The sequence below is a fragment of the Sanguibacter sp. Z1732 genome (assembly GCF_051020515.1).
Classification (GTDB): Bacteria; Actinomycetota; Actinomycetes; order Actinomycetales; family Beutenbergiaceae; genus CALKWS01.
The window spans coordinates 941,474-953,153 of the sequence record NZ_CP194857.1 but is presented as its reverse complement, the minus strand read 5'-3'; the positions used below and the strand labels follow the sequence as shown (position 1 = coordinate 953,153).

The following is an 11,680-nucleotide window of genomic DNA, read 5'->3' as shown; positions in this document are numbered from 1 at the left end:
GGAGTTGAGCGGGCTCAGCGTGGCCGGCGGAGTTGATCGCCGGCCCAGTCCAGGACGGCTTGGGTGTACTCGGTCCGGACGGGTTCGGCGGACAACGCCAGGTCGTGCCGACCGCCCTCGAACTGGTGCACCCGCACATGCGCGCCCAGGAGCGGGGCGGAGCGTGTCATGTCCTCCACCCCCAGCACCGCATCGGTGCCGGCCAGGTCTTCGGTGCTCGGGCGCGTGGGATGTCCGGAGGCGCCGCTGGTGCACACCAGCACCGGCGCGGTGATGTCCAGACCGCGCCGCACCCGGTGCTGCGCCCGGACCACCGAGGCGAGCCAACCGGCGCGCACCGGGAAGGCCGCGAGCGGCTTCCAGTCAAGGTTGTAGTCGAACTCGCCATCGGATTCGGCGTGCACGCTGCGCCCGTAGGCCTCACCCAGGGTGCTGACCACCAGGTCCGGGGCGACCCGGCCCAGGATCGTCACCAGCGGCCGCAGGAGGCGGCGCGCCGGTGCCGGCCGGTTGAGGTCGAACCACGGACTGTTCAGCACCACCGCGTCGATCAGGGCGGGGTTGCGGTCGGCGTACAGCGCGGCCATCAGACCGCCGGTGGAGTGGCCCACCAGCACCACCTGACGCACCCCGGTGGCGCGGATGATACGCACCGCGGCGGTGATCTCCTCGGCGTGCACCTTAATCCCGCTGGACCAGCCGGGCCGGCGCCCGTCTCGGATGGAGCGGCCGTGGTCCCGCAGGTCAAGGGCGTAGAAGTGATAACCACGCGCGGCCCAGGCAGCCCCGTGCTCGGACTGGAAGAAGTAATCGGCGAACCCGTGCAGATACAGCACCGCCGCCTCAGGGTGACGGCGACGCTCCGGTGGCCCCGCCCGGTGGCGCACCAGGGTGGCAACCGGGGTTCCGCGGCTGTCGGGACGCAGGCTGAGCGTGCGCGCCCGCCAGGGTTCTCCGAGGACGTCGGGCGCCCAGGTGCCCCCATCACGGGAGGCGCCGTCGTCGTCGGCCGGGTGCGTGGGATCGGGAGAGGTGCTCACCATCCCATCCTCACACCGGAGCCGCGGGCGGGTGGTGAGTACGCTGGTTCCAGTCGAGGTGAGCCCGCACGCGGACGCGGTGTCGACGAGTGCCGCAGTGAAACCCGAGGAGGACATAACGCATGAGTGCTGTCGCGATCCTGGGGGCCGGCATCATGGCCTCCGCCCTGACCGTGCCGCTGACCCGCAACGGGCATCGGGTCCACCTGGTGGGCACCCACCTGGACACCGAGATCATCGACTCCATCCAGCGCACCGGAGTGCACCCGCACCTGGAGATCGCGTTACCGGAGGGGGTCACGACCTTCCAGTTGGAGCAGGCGCGGGAGGCGTTCGAGGGGGCCGAGGTGGCCATCAGCGGGGTGAACTCCTTCGGGGTGGCCTGGGCCGGACAGCAACTGAGCGCTCTGCTGCGGCCCGGGATGCGGGTGCTCTCGATCACCAAGGGCATGGACGCCGATGAGGCGGGGAACCTGCGCATCCTCCCCGAGGTGCTGATGGAGCAGGTGGGCGCCGAGTTGTCCGGACAGGTGACGTGGTCGGCGATCGTGGGACCCTCCATCGCCGGGGAGGTCGCGGTGGAGCACGACACCGCCGTAGTGCTCACCGGAACCGATCAGGAGTCCCTGGACTCCTTGGCGCGCATGTTCCGCACCGACTCCTATCACGTGTGGACGTCCACCGACTTCATCGGGCATGAGGTCGGCGCCGCCACCAAGAACGTCTACGCCTTCGCGGCCGGGTTCATGGAGGGGCTGCTCGACGCCGCCGGCAAGGGCGCCGCGCAATACCGCCGGTACAACTACGGAGCCGCGGTCTTCGCCCAGGGCACCAGGGAGATGCTGCGGTTCATCGAACTACTCGGCGGAGACCGGGAGACCACCACCGGCCTTGCCGGTGTGGGAGACATGTTCGTCACCTCGATGGGGGGACGCAACGTGCGGGCCGGTCGCTACGTGGGATCGGGGGTGCCGTTCTCGGAGGTGCGCGACCAGCACATGAAGGGCGTCACCTTGGAGGGGGTGGCCGCGATCGAGGTGATCGGGGCGGCGATCGAGAAGCTCACCGAGCGCGAGGTGATCGGTGCGCAGGAGTTCCCGCTGCTGCGCCACCTGTACGGGATCATCGCCAACGATGAGCCCCTGGAGATGCCGTTCGAGGACTTCTTCGGCGGGATGCGCTGACGCGCAGCCGCGGGCTGGCGTGCGCTGCGGACTGGCGTGCGCTGCCGGTTGACGTGCGCCGCTGGGCTGGCGTGCAGCAGGCGTCGTGCACTGGCGGCGTCCTGCGTCGCCGGCGTCGTGCACTGCGGTCGTCGTCCACTACGGACGTCTTGCAGTGTGGGACGGACCGGAATCGACGTCGGCCCGCCCGGTGCCGGGACGTAGCCTGGCGCAGGACCATCCAGAGCAGCCGAGAGATCTGGCTCGACGACGCTGCAGCAACCCCCGCGGACGCGGACGGTGCTACCGCCAGGAACGATGGAGGCAGCCATGAGCGATCCACAACCTCGATGTTCCCTGCCCGAGGGTGTGGGACCGGCCACCGTGGGCGTGCGCGGGGGCCAGCAGCGCACCGAGTTCGGCGAGATCGCCGAGCCGATGTTCCTCACCCAGGGCTACGCCTACGAACGGGCCGCCGACGCCGAGGCGGCCTTCGCAGGTGAACTCGACATCTTCACCTACTCCCGCTACTCCAACCCCACCGTTGCCGCATTCGAGGAGCGGATGCGCCTGCTGGAGCGAGCGGAGGCCTGCTACGCCACCGCCAGCGGGATGTCCGCGCTGTTCGCCGCGATCGCCCCGCTGGTGGAACAGGGCGGGCGGATCGTGGCCGGCAGGGCGCTGTTCGGGTCCACCTTCGTGGTGCTGGACCAGATCATGGGCCAGTGGGGGGTCAGCACCGACTACGTCGACGCCCACCGGATCGAGGACTGGGAGCGGGCCCTGGCCACCCCGGCTGACCTGGTGCTGTTCGAGACCCCCTCGAACCCGATGATGGACCTGGTCGACATCGCTGCGGTTTCACGGCTGGCCCACCGCGCCGGTGCGCTGGTGATCGTGGACAACGTGTTCGCCACCCCGGTGCTGCAGCGGCCGCTGGAACTCGGCGCCGACCTCATCGTGTACTCGGCTACCAAGCACATCGACGGGCAGGGCCGGGTGATGGGCGGGGCGGTGCTGGGCCCGCGCGAGATCATCTGCGGCCCGGTGCAGGACTTCATTCGCAACACCGGGCCCACCCTCAGCCCGTTCAATGCCTGGGTGCTCCTGAAGGGCTTGGAGACGCTCGCCCTGCGGGTGCGGGCCCAGAGCGCCGCGGCGTGGGAGTTGGCGACATGGCTGGAGGGGCATCCCGGGGTGGCCTCGGTGCGGTACCCGCTCCTGGACTCCCACCCCCAGCAGGTGTTGGCCAAGGAGCAGATGAGCGGCGGTGGGACCGTGGTCACCTTCGATGTGGCCACCGATGGCGCCGGTGCTGCCGAGCGGGTCAAGGAGCGCACCTTCGCGGTCCTGGACGCCCTGCGGATCGTGGACCTGTCCAACAACCTGGGCGATGTGAAGTCGATGGCCACCCATCCGTCCACGACGACGCATCGCAAACTGGGTGCGGCCGGTCAGGCCGCGATCGGAGTCACCCCTGCCACCGTGCGGCTGTCGGTGGGCCTGGAGGACGTGCCCGATCTGCGCGCCGACCTCGACCAGGCCCTGCGCTGACGTCGCGGCAGATGCCCTGATCTCGGGTTCGAGGTGGCGCGCGATCACGGTGGATGCCGCGAAGTCAGCGGGCTCCCGGGTCAGACGACGCCGTAGAGGCGGTCGCCGGCGTCGCCCAGGCCGGGCACGATGTAGGCCTTCTCGTTCAGGCCCTCGTCCACCGCGGCGGTCACGATCGTCACGTCCGCGCGGTCTCCCACAGCCTCCTCCACCGCGCCGAGCCCTTCGGGTGCGGCGAGCAGACAGATTGCGGTCACGTCGCGGGCACCGCGTTCGAACAGGTACTCGATCGAGGCCACCAGGGTGCCGCCGGTCGCCAGCATCGGATCCAGCACGAAGCACTGCCGCCCGGTGAGGTCATCGGGCAGCCGGTTGGCGTAGGTGATCGCCTCCAGGGTGTCCTCATCGCGCTGCAGGCCCAGGAACCCGACCTCCGCGGTGGGCAGCAGCCGGGTCATCCCCTCCAGCATGCCCAGTCCGGCGCGCAGGATGGGCACCACGATCGGCTGTGGATCGGCCATCCTGGTGCCGATGGTGGAGGTGACCGGGGTGGAGATCCGCACCGGCTCGGTGCTCACCTCCCGGGTGGCCTCATAGGCCAGCAGGGTCACCAGTTCCTCGGTGAGTTGGCGGAACGTGGGAGACGGCGTGCGCTCATCCCGCAGGGCGGTGAGTTTGTGGGCGATCAGTGGGTGCTCGACTACGTGCAGGCGCATGACGCCCCAACCTACCGACCAGGCACACTGGCCACCATGACAACGGGCCCTCAGGAACCAGGTTCGGATCACACCGGCACCGCTCCGACCGCGGGTGCAGGTGCCGACCGCAGTCGTGGTGGTGGCGCCGACCGCGGCGGGGCGGACGGCAGGCGTGCGGGTGGTGCCGACCGCGGCGATGGGGGGGCGGAGGGCAGGCGTGCGGGTGGTGCCGACCGCGGCGATGGGGGGGCGGACGGCAGGCGTGGTGGTGGTGCCGACCGCGGCGATGGGGGTACCGACCGCAGGCGTGGTGGTGGTGCCCACCGCAGTCGTGGGGGTGCGGGCGGCAGCCGCAGCCCGCGCGCCGATCCCACTGCCGACCCCGCCGCCGATCCATCCATTCCCCGGCCCGGCGATGCGGCCGCGATGCGCCTGGCCCTGCGCGAGGCAGCCACGGCCGGCGCCGCCGGTGACGTGCCGATCGGGGCGGTGGTGCTCGACCCCGAGGGTGAGGTGATCGCGCCGTCGGGCACAACGCCAGGGAGGCCAGTGCCGACCCGACGGCACACGCCGAGATCCTCGCCCTGCGCGCGGCCGGGAGGGCGATGGGCAACTGGCGCCTGACCGGGTGCACGCTGGTGGTGACGCTCGAGCCGTGCGCGATGTGCGCCGGGGCGGCGGTGCTGGCCCGGGTGGCCCGGGTGGTGCTGGGGGCCTGGGACCCCAAGGCGGGCGCGTGCGGATCCACCCGTGACATCGTTCGCGACTCCAGATTGCCGCACCGAACGGAGGTGACCGGTGACGTGCTCGGCCCCGAGTGCGCGCAACTGCTGCGGGACTTCTTCGCCGAGCGACGCTGAGCGGCCCGCTTTCCAGAGGCGACCAGGGGAGCCGGTCCGGTCCGCTACAAGGGTGCCGGTAACGCTGCCACCAGCGCCGTGAGTGTCTCGGAGGTGCCGGCGTGCACCAGCACGTCGGCGAGCGCGTCGCCCCGGGTGCTGCCGCGGTTCACGATCGCCACCGGTTGTCCGTTCCTGGCGGCGTGCCGCACGAACCGCAGACCCGACATCACCGTCAGGGACGAGCCGAGCACCACCAACGCCTCGGCGTCGTCGACCATCGCATAGGCGCGGGCGACCCGGTCCTTGGGGACGTTCTCCCCGAAGTAGACGATGTCGGGTTTGAGGATCCCACCGCACACCGGGCAGGGCAGCACGCGGAAGCCCTCGGTGGCCTCGATCACCGCGTCGGCATCCGGGGCGATCTCCACGTCGGCGACGCTGACCTCATCGGCGAAACCCGGGTTGAGTTCCTCCAGTTCGCGGTGCAACTGGGTGCGGGTCATCCGATGGCCGCAGGTGAGGCAGATGACGGCGTCGTAGTGACCGTGCAGGTCGATCACCCGCTTGGAGCCGGCCGCCTGGTGCAGCAGGTCCACATTCTGGGTGATCACGCCGTTGACCAGTCCGGTGGCCTCCAGGGCGGCCAGTGCCCGGTGCCCACGGTTCGGTTCGGTGGTGCGCACGTGCCGCCAGCCCACGTGGTTGCGGGCCCAGTAGTGGCGGCGGAAGCCATGGTCGGACACGAACTGCTGGTAGGTCATCGGTGTCCGGGGCGGGGAGTCCGGTCCCCGGTAGTCGGGGATTCCGGAGTCGGTCGACATCCCCGCACCGGTCAGAGCGGTCCACTGCCTGCCGCGCAGCAGGTCCACCAGTTCATCCGTCAAGTCGCTCACGCCAGAAGCCTACGGCTGCGGGGCGGTGAGTGAGGTGCCGGGTGCTCGCCGTGCGCAAGGAAGGGCTCGGCGATATCGTCCACCAGACGGCCATGGCACGGAGGCGACGGAGGCGGGTCATGATCTCCCCTGACATCTCTCGACGACACCTCCTCGGACTGGGTCTGGGGCTCGGGGCGGGCACAGCGCTGGGGCTGGCTGGGTGTGCGCCCGCCACGTCCAACCCGAACGACGGTCCGACGCTGCCCCCCGCGGACGGTCCGATCCGGTTGACGTACTGGTCCTGGCTGAAGGACCTGCAGGTGGTCTGCGACATCTGGAACGAGGCCAACCCGGACGTGCAGGTGGAGGCGGTCTGGATCCAGGGCGGCAACGCCGGGGGGTACCAGAAGCTCTTCTCCGCCCTCGCCTCCGGCGGCGGCCCGGACATCGGGCAGGTGGAGTTCCGCCAGATCCCCGCGTTCCTGCTGGTCAACGGCCTGGTGGAGATCGGCCGGTACGGCATGGGCGAGGTCACCGACCGGTACGACGAGGCCCTGATCAACCAGATCACCTTCAACGACGGAATGTTCGGGGTGCCCCAGGACTCGGGCCCGGTGGGCTTCTACTACCGCCACGACCTGTTCGACTCCATCGGCGCGCAACCACCGGGCACCTGGGAGGAGTGGTTGGAACTGGCCCGCGAGGTCCGCGCCACCGGGGCGTACCTGGAGGCCTTCGACGTCGGGGACACCTCTCCGTTCGCCGCCTACGCCACCCAGGCGGGAGCGAACTGGTGGCAGATCGACGGCGATTCCTGGGTGGTGAACATGACCGATGAGGCCACCCTGGAGGTCGCGGACTTCTTCGACCGTGCCGTGGACGAGGACCTGCTGCACACCGGCTTCGGCCCCTACTCCCCGGGATGGTTCGCCGCGGCCGGCAACGATCAGATCTTCGCGGCCACCGGCGCCTCGTGGGCCGATGCCCTGATCCAGGGGGTGGCCGCCACCGAGGGGCTGTGGCACGTGGCCCCGATGCCGGCCTGGGCGCAGGGCTTCGGGTCGACCTACCTCGGTGGGTCCACCGCGGCGGTGATGGCCAATACGCGCTACCCGGCCGAGGCGCTGGACTTCTGCATCTGGATGACCACATCCGAGGAGGGGATCGACGCGATGATCGAGCACTGCGGCATCGGCTGGTCGCCGTCTCCGGACTTCATCGGTTCCTCCCGGAGGGAGCCGTCGGAGTTCTTCGGCGGGCAGAACTACAACGAGGAGGTCTTCGTGCCGGCCGCCGATCAGCAGAACCTGGAGTGGACCTGGGCACCGACGACGCAGCGCGTCTTCGACATTCTCGGTGACGGGTTCCGGCGCAAACTGACCGCGGGGCAGAGTTTCGTGACGTCGATGCACGAGGCCGAGGAAGCCACCGTGAAGGTCCTCGCCGATACCGGCCTGAATGTGAGGTCGGCATGAAGCGCGCCGAACCGGGGCGTACCGGGCCGGGCGGATCTGCCACCGCAACCGGGAATCGCCCGAGCAGGCGCGAGGACGCGGCCGGCGAGCGGAGCGCCGGTGCGCGCCCGGCCCGTGGTGGCAGAACCCACCGCAACGCCCAGATGCGGCGCGCGCCGTGGTTGTTGCTGACCCCGTTCGTGGTGGTGTTCTTCTTCGCGTTCCTGCTCCCGATCGCCTACGCGGTGGTGCAAAGCTTCGTTCGGGTGGAGCGCCAGGGCCTGTTCGGGGAGGAGGGCATCACCTCCACCTTCGCCGGGGTGGGCAACTACGCGGCGGCCCTGGAGAACGCCGAGTTCGTCGCCTCGATCGGGCGGGTGCTGCTGTTCGGCGCGGTGCAGGTGCCGGTGATGATCGTGTTCGCCACGGTGCTGGCGCTGCTGCTGGAGACCGCCTCGGCGAGATGGCCGGCCTTCTTCCGGGCCACGTACTTCATGCCCTACGGGGTGCCGGGGGTGATCGCCACCATCCTGTGGTCCTTCCTGTACCTGCCGGGCCTGAGCCCGATCGTGGACGTGGCCGAGGCGGTGGGGATCTCCATCGACTTCCTGGGGCCCGGGGTGGTGTTGTGGTCCATCGCGAACATCGTGACCTGGACCTACACCGGCTACAACATGCTCATCATCGTCGCCCAGCTCAAATCCATCCCGGGCGATATCTACGAGGCGGCGCGCATGGACGGCGCCGGTACCTGGCGGATCGCCGGGTCCATCCAGCTGCCGCTGATCCGGCCGGCGCTGATGCTCGCCACCGTCTTCTCCATCATCGGCACCCTGCAACTCTTCGCCGAACCTCAGGTGCTGCAGAGCGTCTCCCCGGCGATCAACAACGACTACACCCCGAACCTGTCGGCGTACAACTCCGCGTTCAACTACAACGACTACGGGGTGGCGGCGGCCCAGTCAGTCATCATCGCGCTGGCGGCATTCGTGCTGTCCTTCACCTTCCTACGCCTGGTGAACCGGAAGGAGAAGCTCTGATGACCGCGCTCGCCCCGACCTCCGCGCGCACCGCCCGGCGCCAGGACCGCGCCAAGAACAAGGCCAAGCCCGGCGGCACCCCGCAGTCGCGCATCATCGTCACCGGCCTGCTCGTGGTGGCGGCGCTGTACTTCCTGGTCCCGGTCTACTGGGTGGTCGTGGCGGCCACGAAGAGCACCGATGACCTGTTCGCTACCAACGGGTTCTGGTTCGCCGAGAACATCAACCTGCTGTCCAACATCACCCAGGTGCTCACCTATGACGGCGGCATCTTCGTGCGCTGGTTCGCGAACTCGGTCTTCTACTCCGGTGTCGGTGGTCTGATCGCCACCTACTTCGCCGCCGCCGGTGGGTATGCCCTGGGCAAGTACCTCTTCCCGGGCCGGGAACTGGTGTTCGGGATCGTGCTCGGTGGGGTGCTGGTGCCGGCGACGGCCACGGCGTTGCCCCTGTTCCTGCTGTTCAGCCAACTGGGGATGGCCAACACCTACGCGAGTGTGCTCATCCCCTCGCTGGTCTCTCCGTTCGGGCTGTTCCTGTGCCGGATCTACTCCACGGCCACGGTGCCGGACTCCCTGATGGAGGCCGCCCGGATGGACGGTGCGGGGGAACTGCGGATCTTCCACGTGATCGGGCTGCGGGCGATGGTGCCGGCACTGGTCACCGTGTTCCTGTTCCAACTCGTGGGGATCTGGAACAACTACTTCCTGCCGCTGGTGATGCTGGCCGACCAGGACCTCTACCCGATCACGTTGGGGCTGAACAACTGGCTGGCGCAGGTGGATCGCCTGCCGGAGTTCTATGAACTCACCACCGGTGGGGTGCTGCTGTCGGTGATTCCCCTGGCTATCGCCATGATCGTGCTGCAGCGCTACTGGCGGGGCGGGCTGACAGCGGGTGCGGTGAAGGAGTAATCGCCCCGGCGTCCGGCTGGACGGCGGCGGCCTCACCCCGCCAGCGGCCCCCACCCGGTGAGGAATCCCACGCCGGCCAGGCTGCCGGCAACCAGACCGCCCCACACGATCGCGGCGATGATCTGCCAGATCACCACGCGGGTGCGGGCGTAGCCGACGCTGACCATGATGAACGTGGTCAGGGAGATCGCCAGGACGGTCGGGGCCAGCAGGGAGGCCAGCGGTACCCCGTACCTGTCGGTGCGGGCCACGACCCGGGCCCGGCGGGAGTCGGAGGCGGCAGGCTTGTCGTGCCGCCGGTTCGCTACGGCGCCGCCGGCGAGGCTCGCGATGAGCACCGCGCCGGCGTTCCCCACCACCGCCGCACCGTAGGCCAGCAGCAGCGGTACGCCGGCCACACTGCCGATCGCTGTGCCCAGGTAGGACTCCACGAACGGCACCACGCCCAGCAGCGCGACGGCCAGCACCGAGACCACCGGTGGCAGGTCGGCGACGAAGACTTGAATGTCAGTGACGAACTGGTCCATGTCTGGCTCCTAGGGGCTCGGACCACCGGTGGCGGTATCTGCTGGGATATCTCCAGCATTCCCGCCGAACCTCTCCGTCAGTAGTGCACCGGTTCAGGGATCGCCGTGCATCTGACCCGGGCCGGCCGTGACAGCCGTCATGTGCGGGCCACGTCCGGGGCGGGGTTGTCCCGCTCTCCGGCGCCTTCGGGGGCCTCCCGCTCGCCGGGGTCCTCGGTGGCGTCCCGCTCGGCGGCGTCCCGGCCGGTCTTGTGCTGCAGTTCGGCGTTCAGCACCCCTCCGGTGAGCAGGGCGATGGAACTCAGCCACATCCACAGCACCCCGGCGAGCACCAAGCCGACGGTCTGCGCAGCGGCCTGGACCGCTGAGTCCTGTACCGGGTCCCCTTCCAGTACCGAGGTGCCCGTGTAGGCCAGGTACTGGCCGAAACCGAGGGAGATCCCGATCAGCAGGATGGTGCCCAGCACTGCCCCGGGCAGGCACCGGGTCCACACGGTGTCCACGTTCGGGCCGTACCGGTACAGCATGGTCAGGTAGAGCGCGACCACGGCCGCGACCGCCGGCCAGCGCAGCACGCCCCACGCGATCTCGAAGAAGGCACCGAGCCCGAACTGGTCGGCGATCTCCCGGCCACCGCCCAGCAACGGTCCCACCACCACCATCGCCACCAGTGCCAGCAGTGTGATGACCGCACCGAAAGCCAGCACCAGCCCGAGCGCCTGCAGGCTCAGGAATGCGCGGCGCTCCTGCACCGCGTAGGCATCGTCGAGTGCGCGGATCGCCGCGCGGAACATTCTGCTGGCCAGCCACAACGCCGCCAGGACCGATCCGATCGCCACCCCGGCCCGCTCCTGCGCGAGCAGCCCCTCGATCAGCGGCACCAGCACCTCATCGGTGACGTCGGAGGCGAAGACCGTTGCCACGGCCTCGATGAGGCTCTGTTCGATCTGCCCAACCTGCTCCGGGCCGAGGATCCGTTCCAGAAAGCCCAGGCTCGAGCCCAACGCCAGGCCCAGCGGCACCAGGGAGATCAGCCCGTAGTAGGTCATCTCCGCGGCCAGACCGGTGACTCGCACCTCTTGGACCCGGCGTACCGAGCGGAATGTCAAGGAGACCAGGTTGATCCGGCGCTCCCGGTCCTCCCGGCCCTCCACCCGGTGCTGGATGCGCGTCATCAGGTCCTGGTCGGGGGCGCGTGCGGCCCGGTACCGGCGCAGTGGGTCGAGCCCGAAGTGATTGATCGCCGCGCCCAGATGGGAGAGCAGCAGACCCGCGGCAGCGGCCCCGCCCAGGCTGATCACCGGGCGCCACGGCGCGTGCGTCACTTCCATCAGGCTCAGCCCGGAGGTGAAGGAGCCGAAGACCGACAGGATGGTGGTGGCGGCCGGACTGAGCCAGGTGCGCATCGGGGAGTACCGGCGAAAGGTGGCCGCCACGACGAAGCCCGTCAGCACTACGGCCACGAACAACACGACGACTCCCCGCTTCAACGCGCACTGGTGTGCTCAGGATGGCACGATCATCGGGCCGCGAGGAGCGGACATACCCGCCGGCGCCGAACTGAACGGCGAAG

General features: G+C 69.7%; 10 protein-coding genes, 1 pseudogene and 1 riboswitch. Of the genes and pseudogenes, 6 read left to right on the top strand and 5 right to left on the bottom strand.

What is annotated here, in order from left to right:
• Positions 1-14 precede the first annotated feature (14 nt).
• A complete protein-coding gene (locus ACRRRO_RS05150) occupies positions 15-1,040 on the bottom strand; it encodes an alpha/beta fold hydrolase (protein WP_424796628.1) in 1,026 nt (341 codons plus the stop codon).
• A 122-nt stretch (positions 1,041-1,162) separates the two neighbouring features.
• Here ACRRRO_RS05150 and ACRRRO_RS05145 point away from each other — a divergent pair, with 122 nt between their 5' ends.
• Together ACRRRO_RS05145 and ACRRRO_RS05140 are read left to right on the top strand one after the other, a co-directional pair.
• Entirely contained in the window at positions 1,163-2,224 is a 1,062-nt protein-coding gene (locus ACRRRO_RS05145; protein WP_424796627.1) for an NAD(P)H-dependent glycerol-3-phosphate dehydrogenase, read from the top strand.
• A 213-nt stretch (positions 2,225-2,437) separates the two neighbouring features.
• A riboswitch (SAM riboswitch) is annotated at positions 2,438-2,528 on the top strand.
• A 5-nt stretch (positions 2,529-2,533) separates the two neighbouring features.
• The gene (locus ACRRRO_RS05140) at positions 2,534-3,757 is read left to right on the top strand and encodes an O-succinylhomoserine sulfhydrylase (RefSeq protein ID WP_424796626.1); all 1,224 of its coding nucleotides are present in this window, start codon (positions 2,534-2,536) and stop codon (positions 3,755-3,757) included.
• 80 nt (positions 3,758-3,837) lie between these two features.
• Here ACRRRO_RS05140 and upp read toward each other — a convergent pair whose 3' ends face one another.
• The gene (upp, locus tag ACRRRO_RS05135; protein ID WP_424796625.1) at positions 3,838-4,473 is read right to left on the bottom strand and encodes a uracil phosphoribosyltransferase; all 636 of its coding nucleotides are present in this window, start codon (positions 4,471-4,473) and stop codon (positions 3,838-3,840) included.
• A 408-nt stretch (positions 4,474-4,881) separates the two neighbouring features.
• On the opposite strand from upp, the pseudogene tadA reads away from it, so the two are divergent.
• A pseudogene (tadA, locus tag ACRRRO_RS05130) lies at positions 4,882-5,315 on the top strand (tRNA adenosine(34) deaminase TadA).
• Between the two features lie 44 nt (positions 5,316-5,359).
• On the opposite strand, the gene ACRRRO_RS05125 reads toward tadA, so the two are convergent.
• Positions 5,360-6,190, bottom strand: a complete 831-nt coding sequence (locus ACRRRO_RS05125) for an NAD-dependent protein deacetylase (protein ID WP_424796623.1) — start codon at positions 6,188-6,190, stop codon at positions 5,360-5,362.
• A 119-nt stretch (positions 6,191-6,309) separates the two neighbouring features.
• Between ACRRRO_RS05125 and ACRRRO_RS05120 the strand changes: the two genes are divergently transcribed.
• The 3 genes from ACRRRO_RS05120 (at position 6,310) to ACRRRO_RS05110 (ending at position 9,580) form a co-directional block, all read left to right on the top strand.
• Positions 6,310-7,647 (top strand): ABC transporter substrate-binding protein, encoded by a 1,338-nt coding sequence (locus ACRRRO_RS05120; RefSeq protein WP_424796622.1) that lies wholly within the window; start codon positions 6,310-6,312, stop codon positions 7,645-7,647.
• A 143-nt stretch (positions 7,648-7,790) separates the two neighbouring features.
• Entirely contained in the window at positions 7,791-8,666 is an 876-nt protein-coding gene (locus ACRRRO_RS05115; RefSeq protein ID WP_424796658.1) for a carbohydrate ABC transporter permease, read from the top strand.
• A complete protein-coding gene (locus tag ACRRRO_RS05110; protein ID WP_424796621.1) occupies positions 8,666-9,580 on the top strand; it encodes a carbohydrate ABC transporter permease in 915 nt (304 codons plus the stop codon). The genes ACRRRO_RS05115 and ACRRRO_RS05110 overlap by 1 nt, the downstream gene beginning before the upstream one ends.
• A gap of 32 nt (positions 9,581-9,612) precedes the next feature.
• Here ACRRRO_RS05110 and ACRRRO_RS05105 read toward each other — a convergent pair whose 3' ends face one another.
• Together ACRRRO_RS05105 and ACRRRO_RS05100 are read right to left on the bottom strand one after the other, a co-directional pair.
• Positions 9,613-10,107, bottom strand: coding sequence for a hypothetical protein (locus ACRRRO_RS05105; protein WP_424796620.1), 495 nt, complete (start codon positions 10,105-10,107; stop codon positions 9,613-9,615).
• 137 nt (positions 10,108-10,244) lie between these two features.
• Complete coding sequence (locus tag ACRRRO_RS05100; protein ID WP_434081164.1) at positions 10,245-11,597, bottom strand: YihY/virulence factor BrkB family protein; 1,353 nt, start codon at positions 11,595-11,597, stop codon at positions 10,245-10,247.
• Positions 11,598-11,680 lie beyond the last annotated feature (83 nt).